The organism is Corallibacter vietnamensis (assembly GCF_039537875.1).
GTDB classification, from domain to species: Bacteria; Bacteroidota; Bacteroidia; order Flavobacteriales; family Flavobacteriaceae; genus Corallibacter; species Corallibacter vietnamensis.
On the sequence record NZ_BAABBI010000002.1, the window covers coordinates 31,991 to 56,437 of the forward strand.

The 24,447-nt window shown below is 32.2% G+C and carries 25 protein-coding genes; 12 read left to right on the top strand and 13 right to left on the bottom strand.

Going from position 1 to position 24,447, the window contains the following annotated elements; genetic code table 11:
- Positions 1-195: 195 nt before the first annotated feature.
- From argS to ABD690_RS08540, 5 genes are all read left to right on the top strand, one after another.
- Positions 196-1,974 carry an arginine--tRNA ligase gene (argS, locus tag ABD690_RS08520; RefSeq protein ID WP_344729395.1) on the top strand — a complete coding sequence of 593 codons (1,779 nt, stop codon included), beginning with the start codon at positions 196-198 and terminating at the stop codon, positions 1,972-1,974.
- A gap of 87 nt (positions 1,975-2,061) precedes the next feature.
- Complete coding sequence (locus ABD690_RS08525) at positions 2,062-2,832, top strand: membrane metalloprotease (RefSeq protein ID WP_344729397.1); 771 nt, start codon at positions 2,062-2,064, stop codon at positions 2,830-2,832.
- Positions 2,833-2,963: 131 nt separating this feature from the next.
- A complete protein-coding gene (locus ABD690_RS08530; protein WP_344729399.1) occupies positions 2,964-3,560 on the top strand; it encodes a SprT-like domain-containing protein in 597 nt (198 codons plus the stop codon).
- Between the two features lie 20 nt (positions 3,561-3,580).
- Positions 3,581-4,660, top strand: coding sequence for a mannose-1-phosphate guanylyltransferase (locus tag ABD690_RS08535; RefSeq protein WP_344729401.1), 1,080 nt, complete (start codon positions 3,581-3,583; stop codon positions 4,658-4,660).
- 2 nt (positions 4,661-4,662) lie between these two features.
- On the top strand, positions 4,663-6,135 hold the full coding sequence (locus ABD690_RS08540; RefSeq protein WP_344729403.1) for a DUF389 domain-containing protein: 1,473 nt from the start codon (positions 4,663-4,665) through the stop codon (positions 6,133-6,135).
- A gap of 3 nt (positions 6,136-6,138) precedes the next feature.
- Here ABD690_RS08540 and ABD690_RS08545 read toward each other — a convergent pair whose 3' ends face one another.
- Both ABD690_RS08545 and ABD690_RS08550 read right to left on the bottom strand, forming a co-directional pair.
- Positions 6,139-6,906, bottom strand: coding sequence for an ABC transporter ATP-binding protein (locus ABD690_RS08545; protein WP_344729405.1), 768 nt, complete (start codon positions 6,904-6,906; stop codon positions 6,139-6,141).
- Entirely contained in the window at positions 6,906-7,643 is a 738-nt protein-coding gene (locus ABD690_RS08550; protein WP_344729407.1) for an MlaE family ABC transporter permease, read from the bottom strand. Before ABD690_RS08550 ends, ABD690_RS08545 begins: the two co-directional genes overlap by 1 nt.
- Positions 7,644-7,754: 111 nt before the next feature.
- On the opposite strand from ABD690_RS08550, the gene pafA reads away from it, so the two are divergent.
- Positions 7,755-9,401, top strand: coding sequence for an alkaline phosphatase PafA (pafA, locus tag ABD690_RS08555; RefSeq protein WP_344729409.1), 1,647 nt, complete (start codon positions 7,755-7,757; stop codon positions 9,399-9,401).
- A gap of 19 nt (positions 9,402-9,420) precedes the next feature.
- Here the strand turns inward: pafA and ABD690_RS08560 are convergent, their stop codons facing one another.
- The 6 genes from ABD690_RS08560 to rsfS form a co-directional block, all read right to left on the bottom strand.
- Entirely contained in the window at positions 9,421-9,687 is a 267-nt protein-coding gene (locus ABD690_RS08560; protein WP_344729411.1) for an acyl-CoA-binding protein, read from the bottom strand.
- Positions 9,687-10,337 carry a phosphatidylserine decarboxylase family protein gene (locus ABD690_RS08565; protein WP_344729413.1) on the bottom strand — a complete coding sequence of 217 codons (651 nt, stop codon included), beginning with the start codon at positions 10,335-10,337 and terminating at the stop codon, positions 9,687-9,689. The genes ABD690_RS08560 and ABD690_RS08565 overlap by 1 nt, the downstream gene beginning before the upstream one ends.
- Positions 10,327-11,148 (bottom strand): phosphatidate cytidylyltransferase, encoded by an 822-nt coding sequence (locus ABD690_RS08570; RefSeq protein ID WP_344729415.1) that lies wholly within the window; start codon positions 11,146-11,148, stop codon positions 10,327-10,329. The genes ABD690_RS08565 and ABD690_RS08570 overlap by 11 nt, the downstream gene beginning before the upstream one ends.
- A 1-nt stretch (position 11,149) precedes the next feature.
- Positions 11,150-11,770 (bottom strand): LUD domain-containing protein, encoded by a 621-nt coding sequence (locus tag ABD690_RS08575; protein ID WP_344729417.1) that lies wholly within the window; start codon positions 11,768-11,770, stop codon positions 11,150-11,152.
- A gap of 118 nt (positions 11,771-11,888) precedes the next feature.
- Positions 11,889-13,835: an ATP-dependent zinc metalloprotease FtsH gene (ftsH, locus tag ABD690_RS08580; RefSeq protein WP_344729419.1), complete on the bottom strand. Its 1,947-nt coding sequence runs from the start codon at positions 13,833-13,835 to the stop codon at positions 11,889-11,891.
- 8 nt (positions 13,836-13,843) lie between these two features.
- Positions 13,844-14,215, bottom strand: coding sequence for a ribosome silencing factor (gene rsfS / locus ABD690_RS08585; protein ID WP_344729421.1), 372 nt, complete (start codon positions 14,213-14,215; stop codon positions 13,844-13,846).
- Positions 14,216-14,311: 96 nt separating this feature from the next.
- On the opposite strand from rsfS, the gene ABD690_RS08590 reads away from it, so the two are divergent.
- Positions 14,312-15,043, top strand: a complete 732-nt coding sequence (locus ABD690_RS08590) for a biotin--[acetyl-CoA-carboxylase] ligase (RefSeq protein WP_344729423.1) — start codon at positions 14,312-14,314, stop codon at positions 15,041-15,043.
- Here the strand turns inward: ABD690_RS08590 and ABD690_RS08595 are convergent.
- Positions 15,040-15,435 (bottom strand): SRPBCC family protein, encoded by a 396-nt coding sequence (locus tag ABD690_RS08595; protein WP_344729425.1) that lies wholly within the window; start codon positions 15,433-15,435, stop codon positions 15,040-15,042. The genes ABD690_RS08590 and ABD690_RS08595 overlap by 4 nt on opposite strands.
- A gap of 30 nt (positions 15,436-15,465) precedes the next feature.
- Complete coding sequence (gene pyrE / locus ABD690_RS08600) at positions 15,466-16,110, bottom strand: orotate phosphoribosyltransferase (RefSeq protein WP_344729427.1); 645 nt, start codon at positions 16,108-16,110, stop codon at positions 15,466-15,468.
- 130 nt (positions 16,111-16,240) lie between these two features.
- Between pyrE and ABD690_RS08605 the strand changes: the two genes are divergently transcribed.
- Positions 16,241-16,825 carry an NUDIX hydrolase gene (locus tag ABD690_RS08605; RefSeq protein WP_344729429.1) on the top strand — a complete coding sequence of 195 codons (585 nt, stop codon included), beginning with the start codon at positions 16,241-16,243 and terminating at the stop codon, positions 16,823-16,825.
- Between the two features lies 1 nt (position 16,826).
- Here the strand turns inward: ABD690_RS08605 and ABD690_RS08610 are convergent, their stop codons facing one another.
- Positions 16,827-18,560 carry a M14 family metallopeptidase gene (locus tag ABD690_RS08610; protein WP_344729431.1) on the bottom strand — a complete coding sequence of 578 codons (1,734 nt, stop codon included), beginning with the start codon at positions 18,558-18,560 and terminating at the stop codon, positions 16,827-16,829.
- A 98-nt stretch (positions 18,561-18,658) separates the two neighbouring features.
- Between ABD690_RS08610 and ABD690_RS08615 the strand changes: the two genes are divergently transcribed.
- Positions 18,659-20,320 (top strand): SulP family inorganic anion transporter, encoded by a 1,662-nt coding sequence (locus tag ABD690_RS08615; RefSeq protein WP_344729433.1) that lies wholly within the window; start codon positions 18,659-18,661, stop codon positions 20,318-20,320.
- Positions 20,321-20,344: 24 nt separating this feature from the next.
- Here the strand turns inward: ABD690_RS08615 and coaD are convergent, their stop codons facing one another.
- Together coaD and ABD690_RS08625 are read right to left on the bottom strand one after the other, a co-directional pair.
- Positions 20,345-20,800, bottom strand: coding sequence for a pantetheine-phosphate adenylyltransferase (coaD, locus tag ABD690_RS08620; RefSeq protein ID WP_344729435.1), 456 nt, complete (start codon positions 20,798-20,800; stop codon positions 20,345-20,347).
- Positions 20,801-20,818: 18 nt separating this feature from the next.
- Positions 20,819-21,793, bottom strand: coding sequence for a D-alanine--D-alanine ligase (locus ABD690_RS08625; protein WP_344729437.1), 975 nt, complete (start codon positions 21,791-21,793; stop codon positions 20,819-20,821).
- 163 nt (positions 21,794-21,956) lie between these two features.
- Here ABD690_RS08625 and ABD690_RS08630 point away from each other — a divergent pair, with 163 nt between their 5' ends.
- The 3 genes from ABD690_RS08630 (at position 21,957) to yaaA (ending at position 24,445) form a co-directional block, all read left to right on the top strand.
- The gene (locus tag ABD690_RS08630; protein ID WP_344729439.1) at positions 21,957-22,514 is read left to right on the top strand and encodes a PASTA domain-containing protein; all 558 of its coding nucleotides are present in this window, start codon (positions 21,957-21,959) and stop codon (positions 22,512-22,514) included.
- Positions 22,515-22,516: 2 nt separating this feature from the next.
- Entirely contained in the window at positions 22,517-23,560 is a 1,044-nt protein-coding gene (locus ABD690_RS08635; RefSeq protein WP_344729441.1) for an RluA family pseudouridine synthase, read from the top strand.
- A 126-nt stretch (positions 23,561-23,686) separates the two neighbouring features.
- A complete protein-coding gene (gene yaaA, locus ABD690_RS08640; protein ID WP_344729443.1) occupies positions 23,687-24,445 on the top strand; it encodes a peroxide stress protein YaaA in 759 nt (252 codons plus the stop codon).
- Positions 24,446-24,447: the final 2 nt, after the last annotated feature.

Consider the following 24,447-nt stretch of genomic DNA (forward strand, 5'->3'; position numbering starts at 1 on the left):
GTTTAAGTGATAGCTAAATTTTTATCAAAAAAAAACGTAATCGACTAACAGTAAAAATCATAGAAAAAAAACACTTTTGTCGATGAAATGCACTTTAGATTTTGTCCTTAAAAGGCACGTTTTTTTATAATCAATTATATATAACACGTAACGTTAATAAAAATCTTATCTTTGCAACCTTAAAAATAAATCTCAATGAATCTACAAAACACCTTATCTAATCAAGTGAAAGAGGCTGTAAAAACAATTTACAAAGCCCAATTAGAAACCGTAGAATTTCAAGCAACACGAAGAGAGTTTGCTGGAGATATTACTGTAGTCGTGTTTCCTGTGTTGCGTGTTGTAAAAGGTAACCCAGTGCAGATAGGAGAATCTATAGGGAATTATTTGGTAGAGCATGTAGATTTTGTAAAAGCTTTTAATGTTGTAAAGGGATTTTTAAATATTGAAATCGCAGATGCTTATTATGTAAACTTTTTCAATAGTATAAGTAATGATCCAAGTTACGGCTTTGTAACTCCAAAAGCTGATGAAAAAGCTGTTATGGTTGAGTATTCATCACCAAATACCAATAAACCTCTTCATTTAGGACATATTAGAAACAACTTATTAGGTTACAGTGTAGCTGAAATAATAAAAGCATCTGGTAAGAAGGTATATAAAACACAGATTATAAACGACAGAGGGATACATATTTGTAAAAGTATGTTAGCATGGAAACGATTTGGAAATGGAGAAACGCCAGAAACAACCGGGCTGAAAGGAGACAAATTAGTAGGTAATTACTATGTGAAATTTGACCAAGAGTACAAAAAAGAAATAGAAGCATTAATAAAAGAAGGCAAATCTGAAGAAGAAGCAAAAAAGCAAGCGCCTATTTTGATTGAAGCTCAAGAAATGTTGCAAAAATGGGAGGCAGGTAATGATGAAGTTGTTGCGCTTTGGAAAACTATGAATGGTTGGGTTTATGATGGTTTTGACGTTACCTACAAGAATTTAGGAGTAAATTTTGATGCTTTGTACTACGAAAGTCAAACATATCTTTTAGGAAAAGAGTTTGTCACTGCAGGTTTAGAATCAGGAGTGTTTTATAAAAAAGAAGACGGTTCAGTTTGGTGTGACCTTACAGAGGATGGATTGGATGAAAAAATTGTACTTCGTTCCGACGGAACAGCAGTTTATATGACACAAGATATTGGAACTGCAATACAGCGTATTAAAGATTATCCAGATGTTGGAGGGATGGTTTATACTGTAGGTAATGAACAAGACTATCATTTTAAGGTATTGTTTTTAATTCTTAAAAAACTTGGCTTTGATTGGGCTAAAAATCTTTTTCACTTAAGCTATGGTATGGTAGACTTACCTTCTGGAAAAATGAAGAGTAGAGAAGGTACAGTTGTAGATGCTGACGACTTAATTGTTGAAATGAGTAATACCGCTGAAGAGATTTCTGAAGAACTAGGGAAACTTGATGGTTATACAGAACAAGAAAAAAAAGATGTATATAAAACAATAGGCTTAGGCGCATTAAAATATTTCATACTAAAAGTAGATCCAAAAAAGCGTATTCTTTTTGACCCTAAAGACTCTGTAGATTTTCAAGGAAATACAGGACCTTTTATTCAGTATACCTATGCTAGAATTCAAGCTATTTTAAGAAAAGCTAATTTTGATATGTCTGTTAATATAACAAACATAAAACTTCATGAAAAAGAAAAGGAACTTATTAAACAATTAGAGTTGTTCCCGGATATTATCCAGCAAGCAGCAAGCAATTATAGCCCAGCTTTAATAGCTAATTATACATATGATTTGGTAAAAGAATTCAACTCTTTTTATCAAAATGTATCAATTTTAGGAGCTGATATTGAAACCGAAAAGATTTTTAGAGTTCAGCTATCTCAATCAGTTGCAAATACTATAAGAAACGCTTTTTCATTATTAGGTATACAAGTGCCAGAGCGTATGTAATTGTGCTTTTATAAAAAATAAGTTTTATTTTTTATAAACCAAATTCGTGAAATTTACGTATAATTAATAGTAACTAAAAAAATAATTATGAAGCTTAACTATATTTTTTATTTGTTTTTATCCCTTTTAGTATTGTCTTGTTCAGATGACGATGCTTCTAATTCAAATATACTTACAGGTAGATTAGCAAACCAATTATCAGCAGGACAATCTTCAAACGATTTGCTTTCTGCAAATAGGTTTACAAGCATGGTTGTTGAGGTTGTTTATGTAGAAGGTTTTGAACCAACACAAGCAGCAATAAACCATTTTACATCATTTCTAGAAGATAGAACATTTAAACCTGATGGTATTACAGTAGAAAAAAGAGCTATTGCATCACCAGGATTAGCATCTTATACCATTAATGATATAATTGCAATAGAAGATGCAAATAGAACCAGATTTAATACGGAGAACCAAATTGCCGTATGGGCATTTTTTGCAGATGCTGAATCTGCTAGCAATTCAGGGTCAGGAGTGGTTTTAGGTACAGCATACAGAAATACATCGTTTGTTATTTTTGAAGAAACGATTTCTAGCTTTAGTGACGAACCTTTAGAGCCAAGTAGAAATGTACTAGAATCTGTAGTTATAGAGCATGAATTTGGTCACATACTAGGATTAACTAATCTGGGAGCTCCTTTACAATCTAATCATGAAGATGGTGCACATCCAAAACATTGTAATGTTGAAGACTGCTTGATGTATTGGACAGCAGAAACTGGAAGTGGTATTATAGATATGGTTTCTGGTGGGAATATTCCAACTTTAGATGCGCAATGTATTGCCGACTTACAGGCAAACGGCGGGCGATAATAACAATAAAAATAATCTTAAAATATTGAAACTGCTTGATGTTAAATCATAGCAGTTTTTTTTTACACAATATTAGTCATCACCTAGTAGATGATAATTAAATTCTAGCGATAAAACCGTAGATTTGTAGCATGCAAAAAGCGATTCAGCAGTTTATACCAGAAGCAGCAGTGTCAAAAGTTTTTAAACTTTTAGAAAATGAAGATTTAATTGTAAAAATTAAACAAGAAAGAAAAACTCGCCATGGCGATTACAGGCGTTTTCCAGATGGCAGGCATCAAATAACTGTAAATGCTAATTTAAATCAATATCGTTTTTTAATAACTTTAATACATGAAGTAGCGCATTTTGAAACTTACAAAAACTATGGGTTTAAAGTCAAACCTCATGGTAAAGAATGGAAATATACATTTCAAAGATTAATGTTACCGTTTATAAACCCAGATATTTTTCCAAATCAATTACTGCCATTAATAGCACAACATTTTAAGAGCCCTAAAGCTAGTAGCGATACAGATGTTAATTTAGCGTTAGCTTTAAAACAATTTGACGAACCTAATAATAAAACGTATATTTTTGAAGTCCCATTAGGGAGTACATTTAAGTTATATAATAACAGAGTGTTTAAAAAAGGAAATAAACGTACTAAACGTTATGAGTGTGTTGAGATTGCAACAGGAAAATTGTATCTTTTCAGCCCGAATGCAGAAGTAGAAGTTATCAATTGAAGTAAGATAAATCATTATCAATGAACAAAAATTATTATGCCATTTTAATGGCAGGAGGTGTAGGATCACGTTTTTGGCCTGTAAGTAAAGAAGCTTTTCCAAAGCAGTTTCACGATATGCTAGGAACAGGAGAAACACTCTTTCAAAGAACTTTTAATAGACTAGGAAAAGTAATTCCAAAAGAAAATATTTTTATACTCACAAACGAGCGTTATAATGATTTGGTGCTTGAGCAATTACCTGAAGTTTCTGAAAGACAGGTGGTTTTAGAGCCGGCCATGAGGAATACAGCGCCGTGTATTTTATATGCGTCTTTAAAAGTTCAAAAAGAAAACCCGGATGCTATGATGATTGTAGCACCTAGTGATCACTGGATTGAAGATGAGGAAGCCTTTACTGAAAATGTGCAACAAGCTTTTGATTTTTGTACAAAAAATGATGCATTAATGACATTAGGAATTCAACCAACATTTCCCAATACTGGATATGGTTATATAGAGTTTGATAAGGCGCCTAATAAAGCAATAAAGGTTGTTAATCAGTTTAGAGAAAAGCCAGATTATCAAACAGCCAAACAGTTTATAGAGCAAGGTAACTTTCTTTGGAACGCCGGGATTTTTATGTGGAGTGCAAAAAGTGTTATTAAAGCATTTCAAAATAACCAGCCCGAATTATTTAAGCTTTTTGAAAAAGGTACAGAAGTATACAACACAAGCCAAGAACAAAAATTTATAGATGAAAACTATAAACTAGCCGAAAACATCTCTGTAGATTATGCTATAATGGAATCATCAAAAAACGTTTATGTGATTCCTGCTAATTTTGATTGGAGTGATTTAGGTACATGGGGCAGTTTATACGATAAATTAGAGAAGGATAGCAACAATAATGCTGTAGTTAATGCAAAGACATTAACAGATGATGCGTCAGGAAATATGATTAGAACTTCAAAGGAGAAGGTGGTCGTGATTGACGGTTTAAATGATTATATAGTTGTAGATGATAACGAAGTTTTACTTATATTTCCTAAAGCAAAAGAACAAGATATTAAAAAAGTGCTTCAACAAGTCAAAGATAAATTTGGCGAGCATTATGGATAATTATGGAAGAAAATAAATTTAATTTTTCTGAAGAAGAAACACAACAAAAAGCCCAAGCAGTTGAGCAATCTAAAGAGGCTCTAAAAAAAGATGCCAAGGGTTTATTACATAGTATAAAAACGTTTTTTAGTGAACTATTAGATTTTAGAGACGATACAGATAGAGATGCAACTGTTGAAGCAATAAAAAACGATATTCCTTTTAAAGGCGCTACCGCCTGGATTTTGGTTTGTTCAATTTTTGTTGCATCAATAGGGCTAAATGCCAACTCTACAGCAGTAGTTATTGGAGCTATGTTAATATCACCATTAATGGGGCCAATTTTAGGTGTTGGTTTATCTGTTGCAATAAATGACATTGATACATTAAAAAAATCGTTGGTAAACTTGGCAGTAATGATTGTTTTAAGTTTACTTACGGCATTTCTATTTTTTAGATTTTTCCCTTTAAGTGAGGATACATCAGAACTTTTAGGCCGTGTAAAACCAGATATCCGTGATGTTTTAATAGCCTTTTTTGGCGGTTCTGCATTAATAATTGCACGTACAAAAAAAGGCACTATAGCTTCTGTGATTTTTGGTGTAGCAATTGCAACAGCATTAATGCCGCCGTTGTGTACAGCGGGTTACGGTTTGGCAAAAGGAAGGCCAGATTATTTTATTCAGGCCATGTATTTATTTACTATAAATACCATATTTATTGCTCTAGCAACATTTATAGTCCTTAAAGTGCTGCGCTTTCCTATGCTTAAGTATGCAAATTCTAAAAAACGAAAGCGTATCTCTCAAATAGCTACATTTCTAGCTATTTTAGTTATGATTCCTGCAGGCTATACCTTTATTACTGTTTTAAGGGAAAGTAACTTTAATAGAGATGCAGCATTGTTTGTGAATAATGAATTAAAGTCATTACCGCATGCGGCTTATATTCAAAAAAATGCTGATTATAAATATTCTGATGAAGAGAATGTTAAATCAAAAATTGTTATAAATACATTTGGACTTGATGAATTGCCAGAGTCTACTGTGGCGCTTTTAGAAAGCAGAATGAAAACATATAAATCTTTAAATAATACAGAATTATTGCTAAACCAAAATAGGAATAAGTATGTAGATAATTTAAAGTATATGGAAGAAATTAGATATAGAGATTCTTTAGACATACTTTCTCAAAATCAAAAAATTGCGTTTTTAGAGAACAAAATGAAACGCTTAAACATGTTAGAGCGAAATACAATTCCTTTTGAGGAAATAACAAAAGAGGTACAAATAAATTACGAAGGTTTAGATCAGTTGTCTTATTCTAGCGTAATTACTTCAAATTTCAAAAAGATTGATACGCTTTATGTGTTTATAACAAAATGGAGCGACTCTATAAATGACGAAACATTTATAAATAAAGAGCAAGATAAGCTAGAAAAATGGTTGAAGTTTAAATTAGACTTGGATACATTGTTAGTTACAAGGCGTAAGTAATAGTTATCCTTTCTCTTCTAAATACATTTGGCGTACTTTTTTGAATAATTCTGAAGAATAAACAAAGTTGGTAACGGCTTCATTATCGGTTTTAAAAATTGTTTCGCTAGAACCTTCCCAAGCTTTTAGCCCGTCTTTTAAAAACACAATTTTTTCACCAATCTCCATAACAGAGTTCATGTCGTGAGTGTTTATAATTGTAGTAATATCATACTCTTCAGTAATTTCTTGAATTAAGTTATCAATTACAATAGAAGTTCTAGGATCAAGCCCTGAATTAGGTTCATCACAAAATAAGTATTTTGGCTTGTTTACTATAGCTCTAGCAATGGCAACACGTTTTTGCATACCACCAGAAGCCTCGCTAGGCATTTTGTTATGAGCGTTTTCTAGGTTAACTCGTTTTAAAACAAAATTGGCTCTATCTGCCATTTCGCTTTTACTTTGTTTGGTAAACATGCGTAAAGGAAACATAACATTTTCTAGAATTGTCATTGAGTCAAACAAAGCACTTCCTTGAAAAACCATTCCCATTTCAGCGCGAAGATCTCTTTTTTGATCATCAGTTAAATCAGAATAAATCTTACCATTATAAGCTATTGTACCTTTTTCAGGAGCGAATAGCCCTAATAAGCATTTTAAAAAAACTGTTTTACCAGAACCACTTTGGCCTATAATCAAATTTGTTTTTCCTTTTTCAAAAGAAGTTGTAATACCCTTTAAAATGTGAGAATCCCCAAACGATTTGTGTATGTCTTTAACCTCAATCATTAACTTAAAAGCATTTGTGTTAATATGTAATTTAAAAGGATGATAACCACACTTGTCCAAACAAAAGAGGTTGTGCTAGCTTTACCAACTTCTAATGCGCCACCTTTCATAAAGTAGCCGTGAAAAGATGGTATTGTTGCTAAAACAAATGCAAAAACGATAGTTTTAATAAAGGCGTAAGTTACATGAAAGGGAATAAAGTCGGTTTGTATTCCTATTATATAATCTTCTACCGTGCTAAATCCGCCATAAACACATGCAGCAAGGCCTCCTATAATACCTAAAAACATAGCTATAGAAATTACAAAAGGGTAGAGCATAAGAGCTACAAATTTTGGAAATACAAGATAGTTTATGGCATTAATTCCCATAACCTCAAGAGCATCTATTTGTTCAGTAACGCGCATTGTTCCTATACTGGAAGTAATAAAAGATCCAACTTTACCTGCCATAATAATAGAAATAAAGGTAGGAGCAAATTCAAGAATTACAGATTGTCTTGTGGCAAAGCCTACAAGATATTTAGGAATTAAAGGATTACTAATGTTTAAAGCTGTTTGTATGGTAACAACGCCTCCAACAAAAAAGGAAATAAACGCTACAATACCTAATGAGCCTATGATTAAGTCATCAATGTCTTTAAATATTAAAGTTTTCATCACAGACCATTTAGTAGGCTTGCGAAACATATCTTTAATCATTATAAAATAAGCACCAATGTTATGTAGGTATGTCATAAAAATTATTGTTGTTGCTAAAGTATGAAAATCTACGGCTTTTTTAACCTTAATTTTAAATTATGATGTTATAAAAACTGTATTTTTGACCTAAAATTTATATTAATTAAGATGAAAAAACTACTATTCTCTACAATAATACTTTTCTGTTTTTTATTATCACCAATAAGCAGTATTTCTCAAACTACAGATAAGTCAAATCCAAAATTAGTGATTGGTATTGTTGTAGACCAAATGCGTTATGATTATTTAACAAGGTTTTATAACAAATATGGAGAAGGAGGCTTTAAGCGCCTAATGAATGAAGGCTTTAACTGTAAGAATAATCATTTTAATTATGTACCAACGTATACAGGTCCTGGACACGCATCGGTTTATACAGGAACTACACCAAAATACCACGGAATTATATCAAATAATTGGTATGATAAAGAAAGCAAAGAGACAGTGTATTGTGCGGGAGATGAATCTGTAAATTCAGTAGGAACCTTAAAGGCTGATGGCAAAATGTCGCCTCACCGTATGCAAACAACAACCTTTGCAGATGAGAATAGATTGTTTACACAAAAGCAAGGCAAAACCATAGGAGTTTCTATAAAAGATAGAGGCGCTATACTGCCTGCCGGACATACTGCAAATGCTGCTTATTGGTTTAGAGGAAAGTCAGAAGGTAAATTTATATCTAGCACATATTATATGACAGAATTACCTAAATGGGTGTCAGATTTTAATGCATCTGGGAAAGTGGCATCTTATTTAAAACCATGGAACACATTATATGATATTGCGACATATACTGAAAGTGGTAAAGATTTAAACACATTTGAAGGTGTTTTTAATGGAAAAGAAACGGCAACCTTTCCTTATGATTTAAAAAAATTAAGTAAGATAAATGGAGGTTATGATATATTAAAATCCACAGCTTACGGTAATAGTATTGTAACTGATTTTGCTATTGCAGCTGTAGAAGGAGAGCAGTTAGGAACTGATGCTATTACAGATGTTTTGACGGTTAGCTATTCAAGTACAGATTATATAGGTCATAAATTTGGGGTAAATTCTAAAGAGGTACAGGACACATATTTACGTTTAGATTTAGAATTAGAAAAACTTTTAAATTTTTTAGATGATAAAATAGGCGAAATGGAATACACGGTTTTTTTAACTGCTGATCACGGTGCGGTAGATGTACCTGCTTATTTAAAAAGTTTGAATGTGCCTGCAGGTTACGTTGATAATTCTGACATGAAAACAAAATTTACTGAATTCATGACAAAAACTTACGGAACTTCTGACTTGGTAGAGAATGTAAGTAATAACCAAGTGTTTTTAAATAGAGAAAAAATTAAAGCATTAGGTTTAGATTTAAGTGCTGTACAACAAACAATAGTTAATGAATTAATAACTTATAATGATATCGATAAGGCATACACGGCTCATGCTATGATTTCTACGTCATTTCCTGATGGTATTGAGCACATGATTCAAAATGGGTTTAATCAAAAGCGTTCTGGAGATGTTATAGTTGTTTATAATCCAGCTTATATATCATATAGCCATACAGGCTCTACTCACGGATCTGGATTTAACTACGATACTCATGTGCCATTATTATTTTATGGAAAAGGAGTTAAGCAAGGTAGTACTGTAACAAGAACCGTAATTCCAGATATTGCGCCAACAATGTCTGCTTTATTAAATATAAGTTTTCCTAGCGGAGCAACAGGAACTCCTTTAGAATTCGTGATAAAGAAATAATAGATAAAAAAGTAAGCAGCTATTTTCTATATAGAAAATAGTTGTTTACTAACTCAATGTAAGTTAGTTTAGCTTCGTCTTGAGTAATGTTTTTAACTTGAAATAAAGCATTTGTTTTAAATGCATTTATTATGGGTTTTTTACTGCTTGGTCTTCCGTAGTTGTTTGTAGCTTTTTTATAATAAGCATACAAGCGTAATAAGAAATCAGCAGGAAAAGGTTTTGTGTGCTCGTTAATTCTATTTACGGCATCTTCAAAGGCTATGTCTAATTCTTCAGAAGTCATTATTTCTCTGCTATAATACTTTCGCCACCACGTACTTTTTGGTTTAATTCTACTTTTATATTGGCGTCAAGAGGTAAAAATAAATCAACTCTAGATCCAAATTTTATAAATCCAGAATCGGTACCTTGAATGGCTCTTTGGTTTACTTCAGCGTAATTTACAATACGCTTAGCAAGTGCTCCAGCAATTTGTCTATAAAGAACTTTTCCGTAGTTTTTATTCTCAACTACAACAGTTGTTCGTTCATTTTCCTCGCTAGCTTTTGGGTGCCATGCTACAAGGTATTTTCCTGGATGGTACTTGCTAAAAACAACTTGACCATTTATGGGATATCTTGTTACATGTACATTTATAGGTGACATAAATACGCTTACTTGAATACGCTTATCATTAAAATATTCTTTTTCAAATACTTCTTCAATAACAACTACTTTACCATCAACAGGAGATACAACGGTGTTGTCACTATTAACGGTATGGCGTTTCGGGTTTCTAAAAAACTGGAGTATTAATATTAAAAATATCAATAAGCCAACCATAACAAGAGTGCTTACCCATGATACCGAAATATAAGCGTCTGCAATTAAAAATAAACCAACAACAACTATAAGTGTTAGTAATATGATTTTATGACCTTCTTTATGAAACATATTGTATAACTCGTAAAAACAAATAAATAAATGGTGCGGCAAAAATAATACTATCTAATCTATCTAATAATCCTCCATGACCAGGCATAATGAAGCCGCTATCTTTAACATTGGCCTGACGTTTAAATTTGGATTCAATCAAATCTCCTAAAGTTCCAAATACGCTAATTATAATACTTAAAATTAACCAGTTTGTGAAATTTAGAGTATCTGTAAAGTTAGCAATAAAATAACTAGCAACACAAGCAAAAAATAAACCGCCTAAAAAACCTTCTACAGTTTTCTTTGGAGATATTTTTTCGAACAGTTTTTGCTTGCCAAAATTTTTTCCTACTAAAAATGCAAAGGTGTCATTGGTCCAAACTAAAATAAAAGAGCCTAATAAAATTTCAGGGTTGTAACCATTAGGGTAGTTTGCTATAAGAGTTAAGAATACAAAACTACTAGATATATAAAATGTAGTAAGTGTAAATCTATTAGAAATAAATAGCGGTATGTTTTTTTTTGTAAACAGGTCTTTTATAAGTAGAAGTTGTACAAAAATAGTAATAACTTGAAGTATTTGAGTAGCTTCGCTTAATCCGGTGGCAGAGTTTAAAACTAGTTGCCAATAGCCAAAAACAAAGTAAAGTATCGAAAATAATACAAAAGGTAAAAAAGACTTATATTCTATGAGTTTTTTAAACTCGGCTAATGCTATGAGGCCAAAAATAAAAAACAAAATTATTAAAGCATGCTCATTTAAAAAAGCTGCTAGCAGTAATAAAATATATACTAAACCAGCAAAAGATCTGGTAAGAATTTCTTTCATTCTAAAGGTCTTCTAATAATAGCAAATATAAGTTTTTTGAACTACTACCGTAACTAAGGAAGTCTTTTTCTTCTTGTTTTTCTTCTTGAAGTTTGAAATGTTTTATTGTGGTAATGTTTGTAGGTATTTTTTGCATGTTTTTAGATTTAATACCACGCAAACCATCACCTATATTTGCAGTAATTTGACTTGTTGTTGCAAAAACAATAAAGCTATCAGGAAACTCGCGTAATTTTTTTTCAGCAATTTGATTTGATGAGATTAGTAAAGAGCCATCATCTGCAATTAAGTTTTCACAGGTAGTTAAAAAAAATGAAGACTCTTGAAATGATTTTGTTGGATTTAAGCCAGAATTAGAAAATTTGTTTTGTAAATTTTCGTCAATAATTAAAGCTTTTTCATTCTCCCAATGGTTTTCTTCTAAAATATTGTTTAAGCTTTCAAAAATTTCATTTAGGTTTTCGCAATACAGGAATTTACCACCATTTTCTTTGAACTTTATTGTAAAACGCTCATCAATAGGTAGTTTTATTTCAGGCATGTATTTGCCTCGCTCTTCCGATTTTAATTCGGTTTCTTTTTTATCAGATTTGGAACCAAAAATTTTTCTAAAAAGACTCATTTACATTGCTGCTATTAACCTAGTGTTTTAAGGGTTTTTCCAAATATAAAAAATCTTAAATTAACCGTTAGGCCAATTTAAGACTTTTAGTAAACGTTAACAAAAAATTAAGGAATTTTTATTTGTCTAATAATTCGCGTTCTTCTTTGTTAAAACTGCGTTCTCCAAATATTTTTTCTAAATTATCTTTAAAAATTACTTCTTTCTCAAGTAATACTTCTGCAAGTTCAATAAGCTTATCTTTATTGTCTTCTAATAATTTTATAGCTCTTGCGTATTGTTTTTCAATGATATCAGAAATTTCCTTGTCTATAAGTTCAGCTGTTTGCTCGCTATAAGGTTTTGTAAATCCATACTCACTTTCTCCAGAAGAATCATAGTAAGTTAGGTTTCCTATTTTATCACTAAGGCCATAAACCGTAACCATAGCTCTAGCTTGCTTGGTAACTTTTTCTAAATCACTTAAGGCTCCAGTTGATATTTTATTGAACATAACTTTTTCAGCCGCACGACCACCAAGAGCTGCACACATTTCATCAAGCATTTGTTCTGGTCTAACAATAAGGCGTTCTTCTGGTAAGTACCAAGCAGCTCCTAATGAGCGACCTCTAGGTACAATAGTTACTTTTACAAGTGGTGCTGCATGCTCTAGCATCCAGCTTACCGTAGCGTGTCCTGCCTCGTGATAAGCAATGGCTTTTTTCTCGTCAGGAGTAACAATTTTATTCTTTTTCTCTAAACCTCCAATAATTCTGTCTACAGCATCAAGGAAGTCTTGTTTGTCAACTTCTTTTTTACCATTTCTCGCAGCAATTAAGGCTGCTTCATTACAAACATTTGCTATATCAGCTCCAGAGAAACCAGGTGTTTGTTTTGATAAGAAATCAAGATCTAGATCTTGAGATTTTTTAAGAGGTCTTAAATGAACTTCAAAAATTTCTTTACGCTCACGAACATCAGGTAGATCTACAAATATTTGTCTGTCAAAACGTCCAGCTCTCATTAAGGCTTTATCTAAAACATCAGCTCTGTTTGTTGCAGCTAATACTATAACGTTTGTGTTTGTACCAAAACCATCCATTTCGGTTAGTAATTGGTTTAGTGTATTTTCACGCTCGTCATTAGATCCAGAAAAGTTGCTTTTTCCTCTTGCTCGACCTATGGCGTCAATTTCATCAATAAATATTATTGAAGGTGATTTTTCTTTAGCTTGTTTAAATAAGTCACGAACTCTAGAGGCTCCAACTCCTACAAACATTTCAACAAAATCAGAACCTGAAAGAGAAAAGAAAGGAACTTTTGCTTCTCCGGCAACGGCTTTTGCTAATAAGGTTTTTCCTGTTCCTGGAGAACCAACAAGTAGTGCACCTTTAGGGATTTTTCCTCCTAATGATGTGTATTTGTCTGGGTTTTTAAGGAAGTCTACAATTTCTTGTACTTCTTCTTTTGCGCCTTCAAGACCAGCTACATCTTTAAACGTTGTTTTTACTTCAGTATTCTCGTCAAATAGCTTGGCTCTAGATTTACCAATGTTAAAAATTTGACCGCCAGCTCCGCCGCCGCCGCCAGATGACATACGGCGCATGATGAATATCCAAACCCCAATTAATAGAATAAAAGGTAATAAACCAATAAGGAAATCTCCCCAAAGATTTTGTTCAGTTTTATATTCTATTTTTGGTTTTGGGCTTAAGTTTTCTGAACTAACAACATCTGAAATTTCATCTTCAAAGTTTTGAAGGTCACCAAATTCAAATTTATAATTTGGTAAACGTGTTGCAGATGGCAATATTGATGTTGGCTTTGATTTTTTATGAATCTCTTTCTCTTGAGCTTCTTTGGTAAGATATACTTTTGCTTCGCGTCTATTTACTATTTCAACTTTTTCAACATCTCCACTTTTTAGGTATTCCATAAATTGAGATGGAGTTGTTGGTTTTGCATCTTGAAAGCTACTACCATTAAACAATTGCATGGCTAAAAATATAGCTATGACTCCTCCATAAATCCAATATGGACTAAATTTAGGTTTTTTGTTTTTCGGATTTTTTTTATTGTTTGCCATTAATTTGTTTAATAATTTGTTTCAATTACAGTCATTTTTGCGTCTCCCCAAAGGCTTTCTATGTCATAATACTCTCTAATGTGTTTTTGAAAAACATGAACAACAACATTCACATAATCCATTAAAACCCATTCAGCATTATCTGTTCCTTCTACATGCCAAGGCTTATCTTTTAATTCTTTACTAACTTTTTTTTGAATTGAATTGACTATGGCATTCACTTGTGTGTTTGAAGTTCCTTCACATACAACAAAGTAGTCACAAACCGTGTTTTCAATTTCTCGTAAATCTAAAATATTAATTTCTTTACCTTTTACATCTTCAATCCCGCTTAATATCGCTGCTATTAATTGGTCTGCATTTGTATGTTTTTTAGCCATTAAATTTATTTAATTTGTGCAAAGTTATTATTTTTTTAGTTCTTTAGGGTGTAAAAAAATCATAAGATTTTTCTCTACTAATATAACCAATTTATTGTGCGTATAATCAAACTTGATGCCACCAATTCTACAAACACCTTTTTAAGGCAGTTAAGTCATACAAATAAGTTAGATGATTACACAGTTGTGGTTACAAACTCTCAAACTCAAGGTCGTGGACAAATGGGAACGGTTTGGGAAAATATACCAGGTAAGAACCTTATGTTTAGTGTGTTTAAAGAGGTTTCGTTTGTGGCTATAGATGATCATTTTTATATAAGTATTGTGGTGTCTCTCGCTATAAATAAGGCGTTAAATACTTTTGGTATACCAAAGACATTTATAAAATGGCCTAACGACATTTTGTCAGACAATAAGAAGATTTGTGGCGTTTTGATAGAAAATGTCATTAAGCAAGGTGCTATAAAAGAAACAATAATTGGTATTGGGCTTAATGTAAACCAAACAAGTTTTGATAATTTGCCTAGAGCATCATCTCTAAAACAAATTACAGGATTGCATTATGATAAGGAGCTTTTAATGCTAGAAATAATTAAAAATTTAAAGGATTATTTTGAGCTATTAAAGCAAAAGAGTTATAACGTGTTGAAGACAGCTTATGAAGCTAATTTGTTTAGAAAAAATAAGCCTTCAACATTTAAAAATGCTGAAGGCTCTATGTTTTTAGGATTTATAAAAGGTGTTTCAAATTCTGGTAAATTACAAGTGCTACTTGAGGATAACGTTGTAAAAGAGTTTGACTTAAAAGAACTTGAGCTTTTATACTAAATAGCGTTAGGTATATTTACTGTAAGCGTATCTATAAATTTACTTATAGGGCCTTTTATCATCATGGCCATCATAGGGTTAAAATCACCACTAAAGGTTAATTTTACATCACTACTGTTCTCATCAATATCTGTTATATCACCTACTAGTGAAAAGTCTATTTTTCCGCCTGCAGCTCCTAGTACAATTTTGTTTGGAGGTACAACTTCTTTTTTCTTTAAAATAATTTCAGGCATCCCTTTTAGAGCAAATAAGAACTTATCATCACCTAATACTTCAAACTTACTAATGTTTTCAGGCATTAGTTTTTCAAAGTTTTTTACCTCTGATAAAAAATCAAATACTTCTTGCGATGATTTATTGATAGTTGTTTTTTTAGATTCTAAATTCATAAAATTGTGTTTTATTAGATTTTAGGTATATCAATTAGCGTTCCATTCACTAGGATTGGCATTCCATGATGCTAAAATGTCTTGTTCTTTAGTAGATATGTAGTTTGTATGGTATGCCTGTTCTAATAACGACTCATAATTACTTAATGTATGAAGCTGAATGTTTTCTTTTTCAAAGTTCTCTTTAGAAACATCAAAACCATACGAAAAAATAGCAATCATACCTTTTACATTTAGGTTTGCTTCTTTTAGCGCGCGTACAGCATTAAGACTACTTTTTCCTGTGCTTATTAAGTCTTCAACAACAACAACGTTTTGCCCGCTTGTAGCATGACCTTCTATTTGGTTTTTTCTACCATGGCTTTTAGCTTCAGGTCTTACGTAAATAAAAGGAACACCCAAATATTCAGCAACCAACATACCTATGCCAATAGCACCAGTAGCAACGCCTGCAATAACATCAGGTTTACCGTACTGCTTTTCAATTTGCTTGGCCATTGTTTCTCTTATGTAGTTACGAATTGTAGGGTAAGATAGTACAATTCTGTTGTCACAATAAATAGGTGACTTCCATCCTGAAGCCCATGTAAAAGGTTCTTTAGGACTTAATTTAATCGCGTTAATTTGCAATAAAACTTCAGCTGTTTTTCTTGCGGTGTTTTTGTTGAAAATCATAGCAGCAAAATTACACTTTTTTAGTTAATTTTTATTTTAAAAACATATTTAAAATTTAATTTTGAAACCTATGGTTGTTTTGTTAAAATTGATACTTTTACATAAACACATATTTATTTGATTTAACAAAATGTATAAAATTTTTGTAAACGACAAACCAATAATTCTTACAACGAAAGTAGAAAAGGAAACAGATTTTAAAAACTATCTATTAAATACTGTTAAGATAAGTAAGGTTATTAAAGAATTAAATAAAACATCTGTAAAAGAGGTGCGACTTATTCATGATAAAGAGGAAAAGTTACTAAAGAAGTTTTTGAAGAAGTTGCCTAACGTTGTAGCGGGTGGTGGAAAAGTGTATAATAATCAAGGTGAGATTTTATTTATTTACAGAAATGATAAATGGGATTTACCTAAAGGTAAAGCCGAAAAAAAAGAACGTATAGAAGAAACAGCTATTCGTGAAGTAGAAGAAGAAACCGGTATTAAAGGACTTGAAATAACCAAACCATTACAAACTACCTATCATATATTTAAACGTAATGGGCGCCATAAAATAAAAATTACTTATTGGTTTGAAATGACTTCTTCTTATGATGGGCAATTAGAGCCTCAAGAAAATGAAGGTATAACTAAAGTTGCTTGGTTAAACGAAGAAGAAAGCAAAAAGGCTTTAGAAAATAGTTATGCTAATATTCGTACATTAATTTCATAGTTTATTGTAGTCTATATATTGGGTATTGCATATGAGCTTTCTCATAGTAATCACTATGTTTATGTAACCAGTCTAGTTGTAAGTACCAATTTTCAGAAAAAGAGGCGTCTGTTTGCTTCTTGTTTTCAAATTGAGATTTTAATTCAGAATCATTTTCTAACAAGGCATGAGCTATGTCCTCCCAAACATATGGTGAAAAACCTTCTTTTTGTTGTAAGATAGTATCAAAAAAGTTCCAATTAAAAAATGAATCAGGAGCTTGTGGTTCTAGTGTTTCTAAAAGGTAACGAATTCCTTTTTGTTGTGTTGTAATAAGATAATCGCCTTTTGAAAATGAAATTGATTTGCTAGAAGAGATCACTTGTGTGTTGTAGTGTTGGTAATGTCCTTCGTAAGGTGTTTTTCGTGTGTTGAAATTTGCAATTTTATAGCCTTCTACCAATAAAGTTGTGTCTTTTTTAAATTGTACTGTTTTTATATTATTTATTTCAAGTAAATTAATGATGTTTCTCCACCCTTGTGGGATAATGTAAGCTTTAGGTATTGTTACTTCGGTAGTTGGTTTAAAGTAATTTTTATAAGCGACATCTTTTATAAATGGTTTGTTTCTGTTGTATTTTAAGCGCTTCAAGCCAGTAACATCACTATTAATAAATGTCCCTTCATATCCCTTAAACTGAAGTGTAGATGTTTTTGTGGTGTCAACGTCCCAATCTAACGGGTAGGAGTTTCCTGCTGTGAAATAATCAAAATTCTTATTTCTCATTTTAGTAATAGTTTCTCCTTCAGATTCTACGATTTCTAGCATGCTTTTCATAAGCTCGTAAGTACCTTCAACACGTTGTTTATAAGGTTTTAGCATGTGAGTTTCTACCATTAAACCTAATGTGTTCCAAAGAGTTGTATAGCCCGTAGAGTATCTAGGATAATCCATAAATTGGCTAAAACCCTTTTCTGGGACTTGGTTAAATACATTTACATAAGGTGTTATGTCCCAGTTTTTTTCTTTTAGTTTGCTCTCTAATTCAGGCATTATTTGGGTATGGATATAGTTGCCTAAAGTACCTCCTAATTTATTGTGCTGTGTAAAAAGGTGTGTAAGTGTATATTGGTAATCGGCACCATTACTCACATGATTATCAATAAAAACATCAGGTTGTACAAGGTGAAATATAGAAGCAAAGCTTTTGGCGTTTTCTGTGTCACATTTTATAAAATCTCTATTAAGATCGTAGTTTCTTGAGTTTCCTCTAAAGCCGTATTCTTTAGGGCCATTTTGATTTGTTCTGGTAGTAGAATTTCTGTTTAAACTACCACCAATGTTATAGATAGGTATGGTTACCAATACCGTGTTTTTAGGAGCTTTTATGTTGCCTTGAACAATATCTCTGAATAACATCATTGTGGCATCTATGCCATCACTTTCTCCGGGATGTATGCCATTGTTTACAAGTAAAATACGTTTATTTTTTCTGATGTTTTCAAAATTAAATTCTTTGTCAGGGTTTAGAGTAACTATATGTAGTGGTTTCCCAGAATCTGTCATGCCAATGGTTTGCATTGAGATTTCAGGATATGTGTTTTTTAAATTTGTGAAATATGAAATGGTCTCTTGATAAGTAGCTGTTTCTTGTCCGTTGGTTTTTTCAAAAACGGTTTTAAAATCAATAGTTGAAACTGTCTCTTGTTGTTTACAACCAACAAGTAAAATACATAGTATGAAAATACGCTTCATCAAAAAAAGTTTTAGAGCTTAAAATTAATCATTTATTGATATATAAACTTGTACATCTGCATAAACGACGTATTTTTGCAGCTTCAAAAAATAATACAATGACTCAAATATTTAGAAATTTCACATCAAATCCTAAAAATGATATTTTAAGTGGTATTACTGTGTCTCTAGCTATGATACCAGAGGTTGTTGCTTTTGCTTTTGTGGCTCAAATAGACCCATTGATGGCGCTTTCAGGCGCATTTATAGTTGGACTTATTGCAGCAATTTTTGGAGGAAGACCAGGTTTAATTTCTGGAGCAGCTGGTGCTGTTGCTGTTATTTTTGTTAGTATGATATCAGAAGGGCATACCAAAGGAATGCTTTTTGATCAGCCTATTGAAAATATGGGGTTTTTCTATTTGATGGCTTGTGTTATTTTAATGGGAGTTATTCAGGTTTTTGCAGGTGTTTTTAAATTAGGAAGATTTGTTAGGCTAATTCCGTATCCAGTAATGCTAGGATTTGTTAATGGATTAGCTATTGTTATATTTTGGGCGCAAGTAAAAATGTTTTCACACAAAACACTACAAATTTCAAGTGAAGGCGTTAAAGAGTACGTAAGCACATTTATGTCAGGAACCGAACTTTATACAATGATAGGTTTGGTGCTTTTAACTATGGGAATTATTTGGGCTTTACCAAGAATTACAAAAAAAATTCCAGCAGCTTTAACAGCTATTTTAATAACAACATTGGTTGTTGTTGGCTTTAATTTAGACGTTTCTACAGTTGGTTCATACATTATAGAAGGTGGCGGAACAGGCTTAAAAGGTGAATTGCCAACGCCTAATATGGAGTTATGGCAATACTTACCACTAAATTTAGATACCTTAAAATTTATTTTACCATATGCATTTTTAGCGGCGTCTGTAGGATTGATAGAGTCTTTAATGACTATGAATTTGGTAGATGAGTTAACAGAAAGTAGAGGAGACGGAAACAGAGAATGTATTGCACAAGGAGCTGGTAATATTATGTCAGGACTTTTTGGAGGAACAGGTGGTTGTGGTATGATTGGACAAACCGTAATAAATATAAATGCTGGTGGACGTGGACGTCTTTCTGGTGTTATGATGGCTGTCACACTTCTAACATTTATATTATTTACAGATAAGTTGATAGAACAAGTGCCAATAGCAGCTTTAGTAGGTGTTATGTTTATGATGGTAATAGAAACATTTGCTTGGTCTAGTTTTAGAATTATAAAAAAAATACCTCTTTCAGATGCGGTTGTTTTAATAACGGTTTCAGCGGTTACTGTTATTTTTGATTTAGCTATTGCTGTTTTTGTAGGTGTTATAATATCTGCTTTAGCATTTGCATGGGAAAATGCAAAACGTATTAGAGCAAGAAAGCGTATGCGTGCTGATGGTACTAAAGTTTATGAAATTTGGGGACCATTATTTTTTGGAAGTATAACAGCTTTTAACGAAAAATTTGATGTAAAGAATGATCCAGAAAAGATTGAAATAGATTTTGTAGAATCTAGAGTAAGTGACCATTCTGCTTTAGAGGCCATATTTAACCTGGTTAATAAATATGAAGCCGAAGGAAAATCAATAAAACTGAAACATTTAAGTAAAGACTGTAAAACGCTTTTATATAAAGCAAGTCCTAAATTTAAGGAAGTTATCGTTGAAGATATTGATGATCCTAGGTATCACCTTGCGGCAAACCCAGAGGACTTTCCTAATCCATTATCAGAATATAAGTTGTAAGAAAAATAGAGTTGTAATTAAGCTTTATTTTACAACAACACTTTCAGGAACCAATACACTGTAATCGCCGTTGTTTCTAATAACGTCACGAACAATGCTAGAGCTTATATACGATGTTTTTGCAGCTGTAAGTAAAAATACTGTTTCAATTTTAGAAAGCTTTCTATTGGTGTGCGCAATGGCTTTTTCAAATTCAAAGTCGGCAGGGTTTCTTAAACCTCTTAAAATAAACTTTGCTTTTATTTCTTTACAAAAATCAACAGTAAGCCCTTGATATGTTACTACTTTTACTTTTGGTTGGTCTTTAAAAGCTGCTTCTATAAATTGTTTTCGTTCTTCTAGAGAAAACATATAGTTTTTTTCGGCATTGATACCAATAGCAACAACCACTTCATCAAAAAGTTTTACACCTCGTTTTATAATGTCGTAATGGCCTAAAGTAATAGGATCAAAAGATCCTGGGAAAATAGCTCGTTTCATAATGTAAAATTACAATAATTATTTCAAAGCCTCTTCAATGGCGTTTTCAAACAACTCTGATAATGAAATTCCAGCTGCTGCTGCTTGTTGAGGTAAAATACTTGCATGTGTAAGACCAGGAACGGTGTTTATTTCTAATAAGTGTGGTTCTCCATTTTTAAAAATATATTCACTTCTAGAAAACCCTTTCATTTTTAAAACTTCGTAAACCTTTTTTGCAATTTCTCGTACTTTATTAGCGTCTGAGTCACTTATTCTTGCAGGAGTAATTTCTTGAGATTCGCCTAGGTATTTGGCTTCATAATTAAAAAAGTCATTATTACTTACAATTTCGGTAATAGGTAGTACTTTGGTTTCGCCTTGGTAAGAGATAACGCCAACCGATACTTCGGTGCCATCTAGAAATGATTCTATGATAATTTCATCATCTTCTTTAAAGGCAAAATCAATAGCTTGTTGTAGCTTTTCTTTTTCATAAACTTTAGAAATTCCGAAGCTGCTTCCTGCTTTATTGGCTTTTACAAAACACGGTAATCCAACTTTTTTTATAATAGCATCTTCATCAATAGCATCACCTAAATTTAAATAATAAGATTCCGCAGTTTTTATTCCGTAAGGTTTTAATACGCTTAGGCAGTCTCTTTTATTAAAAGTTAAGGCTGCTTGATACATACCGCAGCTGGTATGAGGTATATTAAGCAACTCTAGGTATGCTTGCATAAAACCATCTTCTCCAGGCGTACCATGTATGGCATTAAAAACACAGTCAAAAGTGATTTTTTTATCATGAATAATTATAGAAAAATCGTTTTTATCTACAGGGAATTCTATGTTATCGTCATTAACATATATCCATTTGTTTTCAAAAATGTGAATGCGGTAAGCGTTATATTTTTGCTTATCAAGGGTTTCATAAACCACGTTTCCGCTTTTAAGGGATATTTCATATTCGCTAGAATATCCGCCCATTATTATGGCAATGTTTTTTTTCATAGATGTTAATCTTGTAAAACAAGACGATAAATTATTTTCTTCTTTAATGTAATCTAAAAACGTACAATAAAACGTAAGTAATTATTGTTAAGCTAAAATATCACTAATAAATCAAAAGTAAAAACAGTTCTGTTTTTATATCTTTGTTTTCAAATAAAAATACATGAGTCTTATAAAATTTCTGAAAAGTAGAATCTTTTTAAAGCAGATTATTATTGCGGTTGTCGTTATTGTTGTATTGAGTTTTATCTTGTTGAAATGGTTAAATATTTCTACAAATCATGGAAAATTTGAAACCGTTCCAGATTTAAAAGGTAAGTCTATAGAGGTAGCCGAAATTGAGCTAAAAGAAAATAAACTGGTCATGGAGATTCAAGATTCTTCTAATTATAATCCTGATTATCCTAAATTTTCTGTGATAGAGCAAGATCCTGCTGCTGGAGCCAAGGTAAAAGAAAGCAGAAAAATATATTTAACACTAAACCCTTCGGGATACAGAAAAGTAAGAGTACCTAACTTAAAAGGGAAAACATTTAGACAAGCAAAACCAACTTTAGAAGCACTAGGTTTTAAAATAGGAACACTTACCTATGTAGATTATTTAGGTAAAGATGAGGTTGTAAAACTTACACATAAAGGTTCTGAAATTCAAAAAGATGAAGCGTTGTCAAAAACAGCAACAATAGATTTGGTATTAGGAAACGGAAATAGACCTGAATAATTATGACACAAGCACCTCTAGAGATAGACGATAATAATGACGATGAGCTTTACGAGCACTATGCATTTACAGCAGAGAAAGGTCAGCAACCATTAAGAATAGATAAATACTTAATGAATTTTATAGAAAACGCTACGCGTAATAAAATTCAAACGGCAGCAAAAAACGGTAGTATTTATGTAAACGATATACCTGTAAAACAAAACTACAAAGTCAAGCCTTTTGATAAAATACGTGTGCTTTTTGAGCATCCGCCGTATGAGTATTTATTAACGCCAGAGAATATACCTTTAGATATTGTTTATGAAGACGACGTGCTTCTAGTAGTAAACAAACCCGCTGGAATGGTTGTGCATCCTGGTCATGGTAATTATTCTGGAACGTTAATAAATGCCTTAACATATCACTTTGATAACTTACCGAACAACTCAAGCAATCGCCCTGGGTTGGTGCATAGAATAGATAAAGATACTAGTGGTTTACTGGTTATAGCTAAAACTGAAGAGGCTATGACACATTTATCTAAACAGTTTTTTGATAAAACAAGTGAGCGCGAGTATGTTGCCATTGTTTGGGGCAATGTAGAAGCAGATTCAGGAACTGTTGAAGGAAACATAGGTCGTCATCCTAAAAACAGATTACAAAACACTGTTTTTGAAGGCGATGAAGCAGATAAAGGAAAACCGGCTGTAACACATTACAAGGTTATAGAGCGTTTAGGCTATGTTACTCTCGTGTCTTGTAAATTAGAAACAGGACGTACGCATCAAATACGTGTGCATATGAAACATATAGGGCATACGTTGTTTAATGACGAACGCTATGGTGGTGAGAAAATTTTAAAAGGAACCACGTTTAGTAAGTACAAACAGTTTGTAGACAATTGCTTTAAAGTTTTGCCAAGGCAAGCACTTCATGCTAAAACGTTAGGTTTTGAACACCCAATTACAGGCGAATTTATGAGATTTAATTCTGAAATTCCAGAAGATATGCAACAGTGTATTGATAAATGGCGTAACTATTCAAAACATCAGGATTTAGAATAAATTTATTCAATAGTTTTATAGAAAAGAATATTACCTAAAATTGATTTTATTATTAGGTAATTGTAATTTTGAGATTAATTCAAATAATAGTTTTCCGATTGCTCGGAAATGAAAAATAAATTTTCAATGAAACTCGTTTTATCACCTGCAAAATCACTTGATTACGAAAGTAAATTACCAACAGCACAATATACTGAAGCATCTTTTTTAAAAGAGGCAGAACGTGTAAATAAACTTCTTAAAAAGAAATCTGCCAAAAGCTTATCAAAGTTAATGCACATTTCTGATAGTTTAGGGCAACTTAATTATGAGCGTAATCAAGATTGGCAATTACCATTTACTCCAGAGAATTCTAGACAAGCTGTCTATGCGTTTAGCGGTGATGTATATAGAGGGTTAGATGCTTATAGCATTTCACTTGAAAAAATAGAAGCGTTACAGCACACCGTTAGAATTTTATCAGGTTTGTATGGTGTGTTAAAGCCACTAGATTTAATTCAGCCTTACCGATTAGAAATGGGTACTAAATTTCCAGTAGGAAAAAACAAAAACTTGTATGAATTCTGGAAAAAGAAAGTGACTCAAGCCTTGAATGACGAGTTAAAAGATGATGAGCTTTTTCTAAACCTAGCAAGTAATGAATACTTTAAGGCCGTAGACGAAAAAGCCCTGAAAGTTCCTGTAACTCATGTTAAATTTCAGGAGTTAAAAAACGGTGCTTACAAAACCATAGCTATTTTTTCTAAACTTGCTAGAGGCTATATGGCACGCTACGTGCTAGAGACCAATGCCCAAACAATAGACGATGTAAAAGGGTTTAATTATGAAGGTTACGGGTTTAGTGAAGCATTGTCAAAAGACAATGAATTAGTATTTATTAGATAAGG

Excerpts from the sequence above, each read along its gene's own strand:
- argS (WP_344729395.1), top strand. The coding sequence starts at position 196 with ATGAATCTACAAAACACCTTATCTAATCAAGTGAAAGAGGCTGTAAAA.
- ABD690_RS08540 (WP_344729403.1), top strand. The coding sequence starts at position 4,663 with ATGGAAGAAAATAAATTTAATTTTTCTGAAGAAGAAACACAACAAAAA.
- ABD690_RS08560 (WP_344729411.1), bottom strand. The coding sequence starts at position 9,687 with ATGACTTCTGAAGAATTAGACATAGCCTTTGAAGATGCCGTAAATAGA.
- ABD690_RS08610 (WP_344729431.1), bottom strand. The coding sequence starts at position 18,560 with ATGAAGCGTATTTTCATACTATGTATTTTACTTGTTGGTTGTAAACAA.
- ABD690_RS08550 (WP_344729407.1), bottom strand. The coding sequence starts at position 7,643 with ATGACATACCTACATAACATTGGTGCTTATTTTATAATGATTAAAGAT.
- ftsH (WP_344729419.1), bottom strand. The coding sequence starts at position 13,835 with ATGGCAAACAATAAAAAAAATCCGAAAAACAAAAAACCTAAATTTAGT.
- ABD690_RS08530 (WP_344729399.1), top strand. The coding sequence starts at position 2,964 with ATGCAAAAAGCGATTCAGCAGTTTATACCAGAAGCAGCAGTGTCAAAA.
- pyrE (WP_344729427.1), bottom strand. The coding sequence starts at position 16,110 with ATGATTTTCAACAAAAACACCGCAAGAAAAACAGCTGAAGTTTTATTG.
- ABD690_RS08545 (WP_344729405.1), bottom strand. The coding sequence starts at position 6,906 with ATGATTGAGGTTAAAGACATACACAAATCGTTTGGGGATTCTCACATT.
- ABD690_RS08525 (WP_344729397.1), top strand. The coding sequence starts at position 2,062 with ATGAAGCTTAACTATATTTTTTATTTGTTTTTATCCCTTTTAGTATTG.
- ABD690_RS08535 (WP_344729401.1), top strand. The coding sequence starts at position 3,581 with ATGAACAAAAATTATTATGCCATTTTAATGGCAGGAGGTGTAGGATCA.
- ABD690_RS08605 (WP_344729429.1), top strand. The coding sequence starts at position 16,241 with ATGTATAAAATTTTTGTAAACGACAAACCAATAATTCTTACAACGAAA.
- ABD690_RS08635 (WP_344729441.1), top strand. The coding sequence starts at position 22,517 with ATGACACAAGCACCTCTAGAGATAGACGATAATAATGACGATGAGCTT.
- ABD690_RS08625 (WP_344729437.1), bottom strand. The coding sequence starts at position 21,793 with ATGAAAAAAAACATTGCCATAATAATGGGCGGATATTCTAGCGAATAT.
- coaD (WP_344729435.1), bottom strand. The coding sequence starts at position 20,800 with ATGAAACGAGCTATTTTCCCAGGATCTTTTGATCCTATTACTTTAGGC.
- rsfS (WP_344729421.1), bottom strand. The coding sequence starts at position 14,215 with ATGGCTAAAAAACATACAAATGCAGACCAATTAATAGCAGCGATATTA.
- ABD690_RS08630 (WP_344729439.1), top strand. The coding sequence starts at position 21,957 with ATGAGTCTTATAAAATTTCTGAAAAGTAGAATCTTTTTAAAGCAGATT.
- pafA (WP_344729409.1), top strand. The coding sequence starts at position 7,755 with ATGAAAAAACTACTATTCTCTACAATAATACTTTTCTGTTTTTTATTA.
- ABD690_RS08575 (WP_344729417.1), bottom strand. The coding sequence starts at position 11,770 with ATGAGTCTTTTTAGAAAAATTTTTGGTTCCAAATCTGATAAAAAAGAA.
- ABD690_RS08570 (WP_344729415.1), bottom strand. The coding sequence starts at position 11,148 with ATGAAAGAAATTCTTACCAGATCTTTTGCTGGTTTAGTATATATTTTA.
- ABD690_RS08615 (WP_344729433.1), top strand. The coding sequence starts at position 18,659 with ATGACTCAAATATTTAGAAATTTCACATCAAATCCTAAAAATGATATT.
- yaaA (WP_344729443.1), top strand. The coding sequence starts at position 23,687 with ATGAAACTCGTTTTATCACCTGCAAAATCACTTGATTACGAAAGTAAA.
- ABD690_RS08595 (WP_344729425.1), bottom strand. The coding sequence starts at position 15,435 with ATGAATTTAGAATCTAAAAAAACAACTATCAATAAATCATCGCAAGAA.
- ABD690_RS08565 (WP_344729413.1), bottom strand. The coding sequence starts at position 10,337 with ATGTTTCATAAAGAAGGTCATAAAATCATATTACTAACACTTATAGTT.